The following is a 17870-nucleotide window of genomic DNA, read 5'->3' on the forward strand; positions in this document are numbered from 1 at the left end:
GTGCGCGTCGACGGCACCGACCTCGTCGTGACCGACAACGGCGTCGAGACGCGGCGGGCGCTGGCCGACCTGACGGCGCTCAGCGTGACGACGGTCGGCGGGCAGGTGATCGCGATCACGTTCGACACGTCGGCCGGTCCGATCACGGTTCCCGTCACGTACGCGGGCACGGGCGCCGACCTGCTGAAGGTGATCGGCGACCAGCTGCAGTGGACCGTCGGAGCGGCGGGCGCGGGCAGCGTCAGCGGCTCCGGCCTCGCATCTCTCGACTACACGGGGGCGGCGACCATCACGGCGGCGGGCAGTGGCAGCACGCTCCGCGGGCCGGGCAGCGACACCGCCTGGACCGTCGACGGCGCCGACGCGGGAGCGGTCGCCGGTCAGCAGTTCAGCGGCTTCGCGAACCTGGACGGTGCGGCGGGCAACAAGGACACCTTCACGTTCGAGCACGGCGGCAGCATCAGCGGCACGGTCGACGGCGGCAGCAGCGGCTTCGACAGCCTCGTGCTCCACGGTGTCAGCGGCCAGGTGGTCAGCACGCCGAGCGGCGCCCACTCCGGCGCGATCACCTTCGAGGGACACACGATCTCGTATGCGGGGCTGGAGCCGATCACGGTCACCGGCACCGCCGACCTCGTGGTCACCGGCAACACGGCGAACGACACGTTGCAGGTCGGACCGGGCACCGGCGGCCAGCTCACGGTGTCGAGCCTGATCGGCGCGATGGAGTCGGTGTCGTTCACGGCCCCGACCGGGTCGCTGAAGATCGTCGACACGGCGAGCGGGGTGACCGTGGTCGTGATCGGCGACCTGATCCTCGCCGGCGCGAACCTCGAGATCGACGCACCGACGATCGTCGTCGACTCCGGCGTGACCATCGACACCCGCAGTGCGGGAGGCACGGGCACCGTGACCCTCGCCGCGGCGGACACGCAGACCGGCGCCTCGCCCGCGACGGCATCCGTGACGATCGACGGGGCGACCATCCACGCGAAGACGATCGACCTGGAGGCGACAGCGTCGCAGACGCCCGGCGCGGGATCCATCCCGGGCATCAACACGGTCAGCGCCTCATCGGCGGCGACCGTCGCGGTGCTCGGCGCGTCGCTGCTCGACGCGACCGGCGATGTCACGCTGCGCAGCTCGTCCACGATGCAGGCGGACGTCACGTCGAGCGGCACGGGCGCCAGCACGAACGTGGATGCGGCCGTCGCGACCGCGGACATCGACAGCACCGCGATCACCCACGTGTCGGACGCCTCCGCCGTCTCCGCCGGCGGCGTGCTGATGGTGGTCGCCAAGAACCAGACACAGGTCACCACGACCGGCGACGCGACAGCGGCGACGGCGGGAGCCGGGATCGCCGTCTCGCACGTGACGACGAACACGGCGGCGTACATCGACACGCACAGCAGCAGCGGAGTGAACGCCGGGAGCCTGGTCGTCGCGGCCGACTCCGACACCACCGCGGTGACCATCGCCAAGGCGAGCCCGGGCGGCTCGACCGGCAACAACGCCAGCCCCAGCGACAGCACATCCACCGCGTCGCACCCGGGCGGCTACGCGAACGCCCCCGGAGGCGCGATCCTCGTCGCCGGCGCGCTGGCGTTCACGGACGTGTCGCAGCAGACCACCGCGTACATCGCGCCGGTCGGCGGCGGACTGGTCATCGCGGTCTCCGGCAGCAGCGGCCCGACCGCGGGCTCGGCTCCGATCTCGGTGCACGCCGGATCGTCCGGCACGGCCACCAGCGCGGCCGACGGCAGCGGGGTGGGCGGCAGCTCGGCCGGTGTCGGCACGGCGGTCGCGGTGACCGTGGCCGGGGTCGACACCTCGTCGTACGTGGGCAACGTCACGCTCGACGCACCGAACGCCCCGACGCCGGCGACCGTGTCCATCGACGCCACGGCGCAGCAGCCGACGACCGGGACGGCGAACACCTACGGGGCGACCTCGACCTCCGGAGCCGGCGGGTCCGCGAGCGTCGGGGTGGCCGGGTCGCTCGCGGTCAACGTCGTCACGCTGAACACGCGTGCCGGCGTCGCACCGGGCGGCGCGGTCGACGTCGGCGGGTCGAACGTCACGATCGGCGCACGGTCCAACAACGCGAACAACGCGCAGGCGCTGCCGGGGACGGTGTCCGGCACGACGGTCGGCATCGGCGCGGCGGTCGCGTTGAACATCGTCAACGACTCCACGTCGGCGGGCCTCCAGAACGGGGCGGTGCTGAGCGGGGCAAACGATCTGACGCTCGCCTCGAGCGCGAGCTCGCCGGCGACCACGGAGGCGCACGGCGGAGCGGCCTCCCCGGACATCGCCATCGCCCCGGTCATCGCGATCACCACCTCCAACATCACGACGACCGCACTCGTCGGGACGGGCACGCCGCTGGTGCTCACCGGCACGTTCACGGCGACGGCCACCCAGCAGGCTCCGGTCTCGACGACGGCGACCGGCGAAGTGGATGCGTCTGGTGCGGCCGTCGGCATCGCCATCGCGCTGACCTTCGCGAACCACCTGGTGCAGGCGACGACGCTGCGGGATGTGACCGCGACGGGCGACGTGTCCTTCACGGCGACGGGAGCGTCGTCGACCACGACGACCGCGTCGGCCTCCGCATCCGGAGCACCGAGCGACGGCGCGCAGGCGACGCCGTCGGCGCAGGCCACGGACGCGCGCACCTTCGCCGACAACGCGGCCCCGACCACGGGCGGCGCGCTGCCGGGCGGCGGCGGAGGCAGCGGCGGAGCGACCCCGCCGCAGCCGAGCACCCCGGCGGGCATGGTGACCGCCGCCGCTGCGCTGGCCCTGACCATCCACACGGCGTCGGCCGACGCGTCCGTCACCGGGGTCGCGATCACCGCGGGCAACGTCAGCCTGCGCGCCACCCTCAACGACTCGGCGACCTCGACCGCCACCGGGACCCCGGCGAACCGCGGCCCACCGAGCACCGCCACCATCGCCGCAGCAATCGCCCTCACCCTGGCCGACGCAACCGTCCGTGCGAACGTCGGCCCGCAGACCACCATCCACGCGAAGTCCCTCGCCCTCTTCGCAGGAGTGAACCCCAGCAACGCCGCCGGGGTCACCGACAGCACTGATCGCTTCACCACCACCGCGACGGCAGGCGCCGGCGGCGGCGGGACACTCGGAGTCGCCGGAGCGGTGGCCGTGTCCACCGTTGTCCTGACGACGACCGCCTCCCTCAGCGGCACCGCCATCACCGTGAACCTCTCCGGTGCGAGCGCGGACCTCATCGCCGCAGCATCCTCCGACGTGGCCACCACCACCTCCGCCCTGATGGCCGACAGCGGATCCGGGACACCGACCACCGGGATCGGCGCGGCCTCCGCGGTCGGCATCGTGAACGACACGACGGATGCGTCGCTCGGCGACGGCACGGTCGTCACCGGGGCGCGCGACATCCGGTTCACCGCCGATGCGCAGGACGCGCTCAGCGTCGTCGCGAAGGGCGGCGCCGCAGCCGCGAACGTCGCGGTGGCGCCGTACGCGGCGGTCGCGGTCTCCGACATCAGCACGAGCGCGGGGCTGGGCACCGGGACGCTGCTCGCGCTGAGCGGGACCCTCACGCTCGCGGCGACCCAGAAGGCCACGGCGGCGACCTCCGCGACCGGAGCCGTCGCAGGCGGTTCGGGCGCGGTCGGCCTCGGGCTCGCACTCACCCTGGCAACGCACACCGCGGTCGCGACCGCCGCACGGTCGGTCACGGCCGGCGGGGGGATCGGGCTGAGCGCCTCCGGGATCAGCGTCACGGCGGCGGCATCCACCGCGTCGTCCGCAGGCGCACCGCAGAACCCGGCCGACTCCGGCCAGGGCGCGGGCGGCGGCGCCGCAGGCTCGGGCGTCGACGACCAGGTGGCGGGGGCGCGATCGAACGCCGACGGGCTCGCGGCCGGCACCGGGGCGAACGGGTCCGGTTCGACGGCGACGCCCAGCGCGTCCACCTCCGACGGGAAGATCAACGTCGCGGCGGCGGTCGCGGTCATCGTCGCGAACACCGTCGCGCGCGCGACGATCGTCGGCACGGGAGTGGTCCTCACTGCGACCGGGCCGGTCACCATCGCGTCCGCGGCGAACACGGACGCGGGCACCACCGCAGACGGCTCGGCCGCGCACGGCGGCACCGCGACGATCGGCGCGGCGGTCGCGATCACGCTGGCCAACACGACGAACGAGGCGCTCGTCCCGGTCGGGGACACCGTCGCCGCGTCGGCGCTCACCGTGTCGGCGACCGTCGCCGACGACGCGGGCGATCACACCTCGACCATCGGCGCACAGGCGACGAGCGGAGCCGGGGCTCCCGACGCGAAGGTGTCGGTGGCCGGGTCGTTCGCGCTCGCCGTCGTCAACGCCTCCACGCTCGCCCGGGCCGCCGGGACCGTGACGCTCACGGGAGGCGGCCTGACGATCAGCGCCGGATCGAGCCTTTCCGCCACCGTCGCGGCCGACCCGACCGACGGCTCGGGCGTGGCCTCGGGCACCGTGGGCGTGGGGGCGTCGGTCGGGCTCGACCTGGTCACCGCATCCACTCGGGCGGAGATCGCCGACGGCGGCACCGTGACCGGCGCGGCGACGGTGACCCTCACGGCGACGGCGGGCAGCACGGTGACGGCCGAGGCGAAGATGGGAGCCGCCGGCGGCCAGGTCGCCGTGGTGCCCGCGGTCGCCGTCACCCTCGCGACGCTCACGACGGCGGCACGGATCGGGACGGGGGCCGCCGCGCTCGTCACGACCGGAGCGGTGCTCGTGTCGGCGACGCAGACCGCGGTCGCGACGTCCACCGCGGGCGCCACGGCCGTCGGTGCGGGAACGGCCGGGGTCGGCATCGGCCTCGCCCTGGTGATCGTGAACGACACGGCGACCGCGACGACCGCCCGCTCGATCACGGCCGGCGGCGCGATCCTACTCACGGCGTCCGGCGCGGACACGAGCACGGCGACCGCCACGGCCTCGGCGGGCGGCGCGCCCGAGAACGCAGCCGCAGGCTCCGGCGGCGGAGGCGGTGGCGGAGCGGGCTCGGGAGTCGACGACCAGGTGGCCGCGCAACGGAGCAACGCGTCCGCGGTCTCGACCGCCAACGGAGGAGCGGGAGCGGGATCGACGGCGACGCCGAGCGCATCCACCTCCGACGGGAAGGTCAACGCGGCCGCGGCCGTCGCCGTCGCCGTGGCGACCACCGCCTCCCGTGCGACGCTCGAAGGGACGGGACTGACGCTCACGTCCGGCGGGCTCGTCACCATCGCATCGTCGGCGAACACCGACGCGTCGACCTCCGCCGACGGGTCGGCCTCGCAGGGGACGGATGCGACGATCGGCGCCGCCGTCGCCGTGACGCTGGCGGACGCGACGAACACGGCGACGCTGCCGGCCGGCGACACGGTGGCAGCACACGCGCTGACCGTGTCGGCGACGGAGACGGCAAACGGCGCGGACACGACGTCCGCCTACGGAGCCCATGCCGTATCGGGCGCGGGCGGCGGAAAGGTCTCGGTCGCGGGATCGCTCGCCCTGGCGATCGTGAACCAGACGACCGGCGCCCTCCTGGCCGGGGCGGCGCACCTCACCGGCGGCGACCTGACGCTGACGGCAGGATCGGCGGCGACGACGACGGCAGCCGCGCTGCCCTCGGCGGCCGGCGTCAGCTCCACGAACCTCGGCGTCGGTGCGTCGGTCGCGCTGGCGATCGTCACCGACACGACGACGGCGACCATCGACGACGGCGCCGCACTCACCGGCGCGGCCGGTGCGAGCCTCACGGCGACGGCGACGGATGCGGCCACGACGGAGGCCCGGATGGGCGCAGCCGGCGGCAAGGTCGACGTCGCGCCCGCGGTCGCGGTCACCCTCGCGACGGTGACGACCGCGGTTCGGGTCGGTGTCGCGGGAGGCGGCGGTGCGATCGCGGTGAGCGGCGCCTTCGCGGCGACCGCGACGCAGGTCGCGACGGCCGGCTCCACCGCGGGCGCCGTCGTCGCGGGCGGCTCGACGGCGGCCGTCGGCATCGCACTGGCACTCGCCATCGCAACCGATTCCGTGCTCGCGTCCACCGCCCGCTCGCTGACCGCCGGGACCCTGACCCTCGCTGCCGCGGGGACCAGCAGCTCGAACGCGAACTCGACGGCCAGCGCATCCGGCGCTCCCGAGAACGGCGTGACCGCCGGCGGCTCGGGAGGCGGCGGCGCAGGCGACGGCGTCGACCAGCAGGTCGCGGCTCAGCGGAGCAACGCGGATGCGACGGCCGCGGCCAACGGCGGAGCGACGTCGGGCACGACGAGCACGCCGAGCGCGTCCACCTCCGACGGCTCGGTCAACGCGGCGGCGGCGGTCGCCATCGTGCTCGCGAGCACGACATCCCGGGCCACGGTGGTCGGCAGCGGGGCGGTGCTGAGCTCGGGCGGAGCCGTCACCCTGTCGTCGTCGGCGAACACCGATGCGGCGACCACGGCCGACGGTTCGGCGTCGCAGGGCACGACGGCGACGATCGGCGCGGCGGTCGCGGTCACGCTCGCGAACGTGACCAACGAGGCGGTGCTGCCGGTCGGAGACACCATCGACGCGCGTTCTCTCACCCTCAGCGCGACGGTGACCCCCGATGGCGCAGACACCGGTTCGAGCATCGGGGCCCAGGCGACCTCCGGCGCAGGCGGCGGAAAGGTCTCGGTCGCCGGGTCGCTCGCGCTCGCCATCGTCAATCAGCGCACGAACGCCGAGCTCACCGGGAACGTCGCGCTCAGCGGAGGCGACCTCGCCCTGACGGCCGTGTCGAACCTGGCGACGACCGCCACGGCGCAGCCGACCGCGGGCGGCGTCTCCTCCACCGGCGTGGGGGTGGGCGCATCGGTCGCGCTGGCGATCGTCACCGATACGACGAGCGCAGCCATCGACGATGCCGCGGCCGTCACCGGCGCGGCCGACCTGACCATGGTCGCGACAGCCGCGGATGCGGCCGCGACCGAGGCGAGGATGGGCGCGGCCGGCGGGAAAGTCGACGTCGCACCGGCCGTCGCCGTGACCCTGGCGACGGTGACCACGACGGCCCGCGTCGGAACCGGCGCGGCACTCACCGTCAGCGGCGCGTTCGCCGCAACGGCCACACAGCGGGCGACCGCGACGTCCGTCGCCGGGGCCGTGGTGACCGGCGGCTCGACGGCCGCGGTCGGCATCGGGCTGGCGCTGACGCTGGCGACCGACGCGGTCAGCGCGCGCACCGCCCGCTCGATCACCGCCGGGACCACGCTCACGCTGAACGCATCCGGGATCTCCGGGTCGTCGGCGTCGGCGACGGCGTCCGCCTCAGGCGCGCCGGAGAACGGGGCGACCGGGTCGGGCAGCGGCGGCGGAGGCGGCGCGGGCGACGGCGTCGACCAGCAGGTCGCAGCGCAGCGGAGCAACGCCGACGCGACCGCTGCGGCGAACGGCGGTTCGGGATCGGGCACGACCAGCACCCCGAGCGCGTCGACCTCCGACGGCAAAGTCAACGCCGCCGCAGCGGTCGCGATCGACCTGGCGACCACCGGCTCGCGTGCGACGGTGGAGGGGACGGGCGTGGCGCTCACGGCCGGTGGGCTGGTGACGCTGTCGTCGTCGGCCAACACGGATGCGGCGACGACGGCGGACGGATCGGCGTCGCAGGGTGCGACGGCGACGATCGGCGCGGCGGTCGCGATCACGCTGGCGAACGTGACCAACCAGGCGCTGCTGCCCGCCGGGGACACGGTTCACGCGCACGCGCTCACGGTGTCGGCGACGGAGACCGCGGACGGCACGGATACGACCTCCACGTATGGCGCACAGGCGACGTCGGGCGCCGGCGGCGGGAAGATCTCGGTGGCCGGGTCCCTGGCGCTGGCGGTGGTCAACCAGACGACGACGGCGGAGCTCGCGGGCGGGGTGGTCCTCACCGGGGGCGACGCGCTTGTCACCGCCGCGAGCATCGCCGCATCCACGGTGAAGGCCGAGCCGACCGCCGGCGGCGTGACCTCGACGAGCGTCGGAGTGGGCGCGTCGGTGGCGCTGAACCTGATCACGGACACGACGACCGCGGTGCTGGACGACGGGATCACCCTGACCGGGGCGGCGAACGTGACGCTGGCATCCACGGCGACCGACACGGCGACGACCGAGGCGAAGATGGGCGCGGCGGGCGGCACGGTCGATGTCGCACCGGCGATTGCCGTCACACTGTCGAACGTGACGACCACCTCGCGGGTGGGGACCACCGGTGGAGGTCTCGCCCTGTCGGGCGCGTTCTCCGGGACGGCGACCCAGGTCGCGAGCGCCTCCACGACCGCGGGCGCGGTCGTCTCGGGCGGAACGACGGCGGCCGTCGGTGTCGGGCTGGCGCTGACGATCGCGAACCACACGGTTACGGCCACGACGGCCCGCTCGATCACCGCGGGCACGACGCTGACTTTGACGGCGTCGGGGGTGAGCTCGTCGGATGCGTCGGCGAGCGCGTCGGCGTCGGGTGCTCCGGAGAACGGGGCGACCGGGTCGGGCAGCGGGGGTGGCGGCGGAGCCGGTGACGGCGTCGATCAGCAGGTCGCGGCGCAGCGGAGCAACGCCGACGCGACCTCGACCGCGAACGGCGGCAAGACGTCTGGTGCTGCGTCGACGCCGAGTGCATCCACATCCGACGGCAAGGTGAACGTCGCGGCGGCGATCGCTCTGGACCTGGCGACCACGGTCTCGCAGGCGACGATCGTGGGCACGGGTCTCACGTTGGCCGCGGGCGGGCTCGTGACCCTCGCATCCTCGGCGAACACGGACGCGGGCACCACCGCCGACGGCTCCGCGTCGCAGGGGGCGACGGCGACGATCGGTGCGGCGGTCGCGATCACGCTGGCGAACGTGACGAACCAGGCGCTGCTGCCGACCGGGGACACCGTTCACGCGCACGCGTTGACCGTGTCGGCGACCGAGACGGTGAACGGCGCCGATGTCACCTCGACCTACGGAGCGCAGGCGACCTCCGGCGCGGGCGGCGGGAAGATCTCGGTCGCAGGGTCCCTGGCGCTGGCGGTGGTGAACCAGACGACCACGGCGGAGCTGGCCGGGAACGTCGTCCTGACCGGCGGCGACCTGACCGTCACCGCCGCGAGCGCGGCGACATCGACCGTGAAGGCTGAGCCGACCGCGGGCGGCGTGACCTCGACGAACGTCGGCGTGGGCGCCTCCGTCGCCCTGAACCTGATCACCGATACGACGACCGCCGTCCTGGATGACGGGATCAGCGTGACCGGAGCGGCGAACGTGACCCTCGCTTCCAGCGCTGCGGATGCGGCGACCACCGAGGCGAAGATGGGCGCGGCGGGCGGCAAGGTCGACATCGCCCCGGCGGTCGCGGTCACCTTGTCGAACGTAACGACAACGGCGACGGTCGGGACGCTCGGCGCCGGGCTGAGCCTGACGGGATCCTTCGCCGGGACGGCGACCCAGGTGGCGAGCGCCTCCACGACCGCGGGTGCGGTCGTCTCCGGTGGGTCGACGGCCGCCGTCGGAGTCGGGCTGGCGCTCACGATCGCGAACCACACCGTGACGGCGACGACCGCGCGGAGCATCACGGCCGGTGGCGACCTCAGCCTTCGAGCGTCGGGGGTGAGCTCGTCGGATGCGTCGGCGAGCGCGTCCGCGTCCGGTGCTCCCGAGAACGGCGCGACCGGGTCGGGCAGTGGTGGTGGCGGCGGAGCCGGTGACGGCGTGGATCAGCAGGTCAAGACGCAGCGAGACAACGCGGATGCGACCTCGGCGGCGAACGGCGGCACGACCTCCGGGGCGGCCACGACGCCGAGCGCATCCACCTCCGACGGCAAGGTGAACGTCGCAGCGGCCATTGCCCTCGACCTCGCTACGACCGTGTCGCAGGCGACGATCGTCGGCACGGGTCTCACGCTGACCGCGGGCGGACTCGTGACGCTGGCGTCGTCGGCGAACACGGATGCGGCGACCACCGCGGACGGCTCCGCGTCGCAAGGCGCAACCGCGACGATCGGCGCAGCCGTCGCGATCACCCTCGCGAACGTGACCGACCAGGCGCTGCTGCCGACCGATGACACCGTGCACGCCAAGGCTCTCACCGTGTCCGCGACCGAGACGGTGAACGGCGCCGACGTCACCTCGACCTACGGCGCGCAGGCGACCTCGGGCGCGGGCGGCGGGAAGATCTCCGTCGCCGGGTCCCTGGCGCTGGCGGTGGTCAACCAGACGACCACCGCGGAGCTGGCGGGGAATGTGGTGCTCACCGGCGGGGATGCGAGCATCGTCGCGGCGAGCAGTGCGGCATCGACGGTCAAGGCTGAACCGACCGCGGGCGGCGTGACCTCGACAAGTATCGGCGTCGGCGCATCCGTCGCCCTCAACCTCATCACCGACACCACCACGGCCACGCTCGATGACGGTATCAGCCTCACCGGCGCCGCCAACGTGGCCCTGGAGTCCACCGCGACCGACACGGCCACGACCGAGGCGAAGATGGGCGCCGCGGGCGGCAAAGTCGACATCGCGCCCGCCGTCGCGGTGACCCTGTCCAACGTGACGACGACCTCCCGGGTTGGGACCACCGGTGGGGGGCTCACGCTGTCGGGTGCGTTCTCCGGGACAGCGACCCAGGTCGCGAGCGCCTCCACGACCGCGGGCGCGGTCGTCTCCGGTGGGTCGACGGCGGCGGTCGGTGTGGGGCTGGCGCTGACGATCGCGAACCACACCGTCACCGCCACGACCGCACGCAGCATCACCGCCGGTACGACGCTGACGTTGACGGCGTCGGGGGTCAGCGGGTCGTCGGCGTCGGCCGCCGCATCCGCGTCGGGTGCTCCGGAGAACGGTGCGACCGGGTCGGGCAGTGGCGGTGGCGGCGGTGCGGGTGACGGCGTGGATCAGCAGGTCGCGGCGCAGCGGAGCAACGCCGACGCGACGTCGGCCGCGAATGGCGGCAAGACCTCCGGTGCGGCGACGACGCCGAGCGCATCCACCTCCGATGGCAAGGTGAACGTCGCGGCGGCGATCGCTCTGGATCTGGCGACGACTGTGTCGCAGGCGACGGTCGTCGGCACCGGTCTCACGCTGACCGCGGGGGGACTCGTGACACTCGCATCCTCGGCGAACACGGACGCGGCCACCACCGCCGACGGGTCGGCGTCGCAAGGAGCGACAGCGACCATCGGCGCGGCGGTTGCCATCACACTCGCGAACGTGACGAACCAGGCGCTGCTGCCGACCGGCGACACCGTGCGCGCGAAGGCGCTGACGGTCTCCGCAACGGAGACCGTGAACGGCGCCGACGTCACCTCGACCTACGGCGCCGAGGCGACCTCCGGCGCGGGTGGCGGCAAGATCTCGGTCGCCGGGTCCCTGGCGCTCGCGGTGGTGAACCAGACGACGACGGCGGAGCTCGCGGGCGGGGTGGTCCTCACTGGGGGCGACGCGCTTGTCACCGCCGCGAGTAACGCCGCATCCACCGTGAAGGCCGAGCCGACCGCGGGCGGCGTGACCTCGACGAACGTCGGCGTGGGCGCATCCGTCGCGCTGAACCTGATCACGGATACGACCACCGCGGTGCTGGATGACGGGATCAGCCTGACGGGCGCCGCCGACGTCACGCTGACCGCGACGGCGGGGGATGCGGCGGTCACCGAGGCGAAGATGGGCGCGGCGGGCGGCAAGGTCGACATCGCCCCGGCGGTCGCGGTGACGCTGTCGAACGTCACGACGACCGCCAAGGTCGGAACCCTCGGCGCAGGGCTCGGCCTGACCGGCTCCTTCTCCGGGATGGCGACGCAGGTGGCGAGCGCCTCCTCGACGGCCGGAGCGGTCGTCTCGGGTGGGTCGACGGCCGCGGTCGGCGTCGGACTGGCGCTGACGATCGCGAACCACGCCGTCACCGCCACGACCGCACGCAGCATCACTGCGAGCGGCGGCATCGCCCTGGTCGCCTCCGGCATCAGCGGGTCGTCGGCCGGCGCCAGCGCGTCGGCGTCGGGTGCTCCGGAGAACGGGGCGACCGGGTCCGGCAGCGGGGGTGGCGGCGGAGCCGGTGACGGCGTCGATCAGCAGGTCAAGACGCAGCGCGACAACGCGGACGCGACCTCGGCCGCGAACGGCGGCAAAACTTCCGGGGCGGCCACGACGCCGAGCGCGTCCACCTCCGACGGCAAGGTGAACGTCGCAGCGGCCATCGCTCTCGATGTCGCGACCACGATCTCGCAGGCGACCATCGTCGGCACCGGCCTCGCTCTGACCGCCGGCGGCGAGGTCACCCTCGCTTCCAGCGCGAACACCGACGCGACCACGACCGCGGACGGCTCCGCGTCGCAGGGTGCGACGGCGACGATCGGCGCGGCGGTGGCGATCACTCTGGCGAACGTGACGAACCAGGCGCTGCTGCCGGCCGGGGACACCGTGCACGCGAAGGCGCTGACGGTCTCCGCCACCGTGACGGCGAACGGCGCGGATGCGATCGCCACCTACGGCGCCGAGGCGACCTCCGGTGCGGGCGGCGGGAAGATCTCGGTCGCCGGGTCCCTGGCGCTGGCGGTGGTCAACCAGACGACCACGGCCGAGCTGGCCGGGAACGTCGTGCTGACCGGCGGCGACGCGACGATCATCGCCGCAAGCAACGCGGCATCCACCGTGAAGGCCGAGCCCACGCCGGGCGGCGTGACGGCCACGAACGTCGGTGTCGGGGCGTCGGTCGCCCTGAACCTGATCACCGACACGACCACCGCAGTCCTCGACGACGGCATCAGCCTGACGGGCGCCACCGACGTCACGCTCAGCGCGACGGCGGGGGATGCAGCGGTCACCGAGGCCAAGATGGGCGCGGCGGGTGGCAAGGTCGATGTCGCCCCTGCGGTCGCGGTGACGCTGTCGAACGTCACGACGACCGCGAAGGTCGGGACGCTCGGCACCGGTCTCGCCCTGTCGGGCGCGTTCTCCGGGACGGCGACCCAGGTCGCCAGTGCTTCCACGACCGCGGGTGCGGTCGTCTCCGGTGGGTCGACGGCGGCGGTCGGTGTGGGGCTGGCGCTGACGATCGCGAACCACACCGTGACGGCGACGACGGCGCGGAGTATCTCGGCCGGTACGACGCTCACGTTGACGGCGTCGGGCATCAGCGGGTCGTCGGCGTCGGCGAGCGCGTCGGCGTCGGGTGCTCCGGAGAACGGGGCGACCGGGTCGGGCAGCGGGGGTGGCGGCGGAGCCGGTGACGGCGTCGATCAGCAGGTCGCGGCGCAGCGGAGCAACGCCGACGCGACCTCGACCGCGAACGGCGGCAAGACGTCTGGTGCTGCGTCGACGCCGAGTGCATCCACATCCGACGGCAAGGTGAACGTCGCGGCGGCGATCGCTCTGGACCTGGCGACCACGGTCTCGCAGGCGACGATCGTGGGCACGGGTCTCACGTTGGCCGCGGGCGGGCTCGTGACCCTCGCATCCTCGGCGAACACGGACGCGGGCACCACCGCCGACGGCTCCGCGTCGCAGGGGGCGACGGCGACGATCGGTGCGGCGGTCGCGATCACGCTGGCGAACGTGACGAACCAGGCGCTGCTGCCGACCGGGGACACCGTTCACGCGCACGCGTTGACCGTGTCGGCGACCGAGACGGTGAACGGCGCCGATGTCACCTCGACCTACGGAGCGCAGGCGACCTCCGGTGCGGGCGGCGGCAAGATCTCCGTCGCCGGGTCCCTGGCGCTGGCGGTGGTCAACCAGACGACCACGGCCGAGTTGGCCGGGAATGTCGTGCTGACCGGCGGCGACGCGACGATCACCGCCGCAAGCAACGCCGCATCCACCGTGAAGGCCGAGCCCACGCCGGGCGGCGTCACCGCCACGAACGTCGGCGTCGGCGCATCCGTCGCCCTGAACCTCATCACCGACACCACTACGGCCACGCTCGATGACGGCATCAGCCTCACCGGCGCCGCCGACGTCACCCTGACCGCGACGGCGGGGGACGCGGCCGTCACCGAGGCCAAGATGGGCGCGGCGGGCGGCAAGGTCGACATCGCCCCCGCGGTCGCCGTCACCCTGTCGAACGTCACGACCTCGGCCCGGCTGGGCGTCCTGGGCTCGGCGATCGTCCTCACCGGATCGTTCTCGGCGAGCGCGGCGCAGGTCGCCGGTGCCGCCTCGACGGCCGGAGCCGTCGTCTCCGGCGGCACGACGGCCGCGGTCGGCGTCGGACTGGCGCTGACGATCGCGAACCACACCGTCACCGCCACGACCGCACGCAGCATCACCGCGGGCGGCGACGTCGCCCTGGTCGCCTCCGGAATCAGCGGCTCGTCCGCGTCGGCCGCCGCATCCGCGTCGGGTGCTCCGGAGAACGGTGCGACCGGGTCCGGCAGCGGCGGAGGCGGCGGCGCCGGTGACGGGGTCGATCAGCAGGTCAAGACGCAGCGCGACAACGCGGATGCGACCTCGACGGCGAACGGCGGCAAAACCTCCGGTGCTGCGTCGACGCCGAGCGCATCCACCTCCGACGGCAAGGTCAACGTCGCCGCAGCGGTCGGTATCGACCTCGCCACGATCGTCGCCCGCGCCACCCTGGAGCGCACCGGCCTGGACCTCACCGCCGGCGGACTCGTCACCCTTGCCTCGCGCGCGAACACCGACGCGGCCAGTGCGGCCGACGGCTCCGCGTCGCACGGGGCGACCGCCACGATCGGCGCCGGGGTCGCCATCACCCTGGCGAATGTCACCGACCAGGCGATCCTGCCGGTCGGCGACACGATCCACGCGCACGCCCTCACCGTCTCGGCGACGGTGACTCCCAACGGGGCGGACACCACCTCCACCTACGGTGCGCAGGCCGTCTCGGGCGCCGGGCAGGGCAAGATCTCGGTCGCCGGATCCGTCGCCCTTGCGATCGTGAACCAGGCGACGCTCGCCGAGCTCTCGGGCACCGTGACGCTGACCGGAGGGGATGTCGCGGTCACCGCGGCCAGCAACGCGACCTCCACCGTCAGCGCCGAGCCCACCCCCGGCGGGGTGACCGCCACGAACGTCGGCGTCGGCGCCTCCGTCGCCCTCAACCTCATCACCGACACCACCGTGGCACTCCTCGATGACGGCATCGCGGTGATCGGGGCCCACGACTTCGCGCTGAGCGCCACCGCGGGGGACATCGCGACCACCGACGCGAAGATGGGCGCCGCCGGCGGAAAGGTCGACGTCTCGCCGGCCATCGCCGTCACGATCTCGAACGTCCGGACCAGCGCGAGCATCGGCACCCTCGCCGCGAACGGCACGATCGTGCTGACCGGCTCGTTCTCCGCGATCGCGCGCCAGACGGCGGGCGCCACCACGAGCGCCGGGTCCGTGGCGACGGGCGGCTCCAGCGCCTCCATCGGCGTCGGGCTCGCCCTCACCCTCGTCACCCACACCGTCACGTCCACCACCGGCCGCAACATCACGGCGGCGGGTGGCATCGCTTTCGGCGCCTTCGGCTCGTCGGTCGACGGCGCGACCGCGAGCGCCTCGGCCAGCGGCGCCCCGCAGCAGGGCGACGCCGGAGCGCCGTCGGGAGGCGTCGACGGGCAGGCGCAGAAGGAGCGCGACAATGCGATCGGCACCGACACGGCGAACGGCGGTTCGGGATCGACGGCCAGCGCCAGCCCGTCGGCCGCCAGCTCCGACGGCAAGGTCTCGGTGGCCGCCGCCATCGCGGTGAACATCGCCGACGTCACCGCGACCTCCACCCTTCCGGACGGCCTGGCCCTCACCGCGGGCGGCGTCGTCAGCCTGAAGAGCTCGGAGAACGTCGACGGCGCGGTGAAGGCCGACGGCACCGCCGTCAAGGCGGCGAACGTGGGCGTCGGCGCCGCCGTCGCGCTCAACCTCGTCCACATCACCAACCGCTCGTTCCTCGGCCAGCGCACGCGCGTCACCGGCAACGGCTTGCAGGTGCAGGCGACGATGACCGCGCTCGGCGCCGACTCCACCCACACGTTCACAGTCGAGGCGGATGCCGGGGCCGGCTCGAAGAAGATCGGCGTCGCCGGCGCGCTCGCGCTGAACATCGTCACCGACACGACCGAGGCGTTCATCCCGGGCACCGCGACGGTGGCCGCCGGGACGGGCGACGTCGCGTTCATCGCGGAGAACCTCCGCTCCGACTCGGCGAAGGCGCTCGCCGACGCGTCGATCGGCGGCGGGGGCACCGTCGGAGTCGGCGCGTCCATCGCCATCAACGTGCTCACGACGAACGTGACCCGGGCCGAGGTCGAGGACGGCGCCGTCCTCACCGGAGGCCGCGCCGTGACCCTGAGCGCCACCTCCGCCGATCCGGTCGTCAACCAGGTCACGGCGGGTTCCGCCGGGTCGTCGGTCGCGGTCAGCCCGGCCGTCGGCATCAACATCGTCACGCCCGTCACCACGGCGCGGCTCGGCACGCCGAGCGCTGCCGGAACCCCGGCCGCAGGCGGGCTCACCGCCGCCGGCGCCGTGCTGATCACGGCGACGCACACGGGCTCGGCGTCGATCACCGGCGACGCGAAGGCGGCGAGCAGCAGCGTGGCCGTCGGCGCGATCATCGCGGTGAACGTCCTCCTCGTCACCACCACCGCGGCCACCGCGCGCAACATCGCCGGCGCCTCCGTCATCCTCACCGCGACGACCACCACCTCCGGAAGCGCCGACGTCACGGCGAGCGCGCAGGGCACCACACCCGGCACCGGGGGCAGCGCCGACGGCCAGTCGAAGGATGCGGTGCAGAACACCCCGAGCACCAGCGGCAACGAGGGTCTGCTGCCGACCGGTAGTTCCTCCGCGGGCGGCGCGGTCGGCGGCGCGAACACCGAATCGAGCGGCCAGTCCGGCCAGTCCTCGGGCCAGGGCGTCGGCGTGGGCGCCGCGGTCAGCGTGAACGTGGTCACCGACACCAACACCGCGAGCGTCGCCGCGGGCCTGACCATCACGGCGGCGGGCGCGATCGGCGTCAGCGCCGTCAACTCGACGGATGCGCTCGCCAAGGCGGTCGGGACCTCCACCGCGATCAACAGCAACAACATCGGCGCGGGCATCGCGCTCAACGTCGCCACGGTGACCAACGCGGGCTCGATCGGCGCCGGTGCGACCATCGCCGGCGGCAGCATCCTGGTCCAGGGCATCACGGCGGCCGGTGCGGAGAACGACTTCACGGTCTGGGGCATCTCGGCGGCGGGCGGCGCCGGGGATGTCGGCGTGGCCGGCTCGGTCGGCGTGCAGGTGCTCACGCTCGCGAACACGGCCGTGGTCGGCGCCGGATCGCGTCTCGCCGCGGCCGGCGCGCTCGTCCTCGCGGCGAGCGACCCGATGGGTCTGCAGTCCATCGCCGGTGCGGGCGGACTGTCGCTCGACGGGTCCGGCGTCGGCGCGGCGATCGTCGTCAACGTGCTCGCGGTCAGCACGCTCGCCCACATCGACTCCAGCGCCCAGCAGCCGACCGTCATCGACGCCGGCGGCGCCATCTCGCTGAGCGCGACGGCCTCGATCGTCCCGCTCGGCATCAGCCTCATCCCGGCCGTGCAGCTGCCGGATGTGAGCGGCGTCGCCGTCGCGGGCGGTGCGGGCACCAGCGGGGTCGCGGTCGGCGGCGCCTTCGTCATCGACGTCTTCGACCTGACCACGCAGGCCTACATCGCCGACCACGCGTCGATCAACCAGACCATCGCCTCCTCGCCCGGCCAGTCGATCACGATCGCCGCCTCCGACGACGTCCGGCTGTTCGAGCTCGCCGGCTCGCTGGGACTGAGCCTCGGCAGTGTCGGCGTCGGGATCAGCGTCATCGTCGGAGTCATCAACAAGGATGTGCGGGCCTACCTCGGCTCGTCGGTGAACGCCACGGTCGGCGGAGGCGTCAGCCT

1 protein-coding gene (running past one end of the window) is annotated in these 17870 nt (G+C 73.9%); it reads left to right on the forward strand.

Going from position 1 to position 17870, the window contains the following annotated elements:
* Positions 1–17870 carry the 5' portion of a hypothetical protein gene (locus Q0Q23_RS07600; RefSeq protein WP_295121639.1) on the forward strand. 12811 nt of this gene lie beyond the right edge of the window, so the window shows 17870 of its 30681 coding nt (coding positions 1–17870); the start codon lies at positions 1–3; its stop codon lies off the right edge, out of view.

It is taken from the genome of uncultured Leifsonia sp. (assembly GCF_945957465.1).
Taxonomy (GTDB): domain Bacteria; phylum Actinomycetota; class Actinomycetes; order Actinomycetales; family Microbacteriaceae; genus Leifsonia.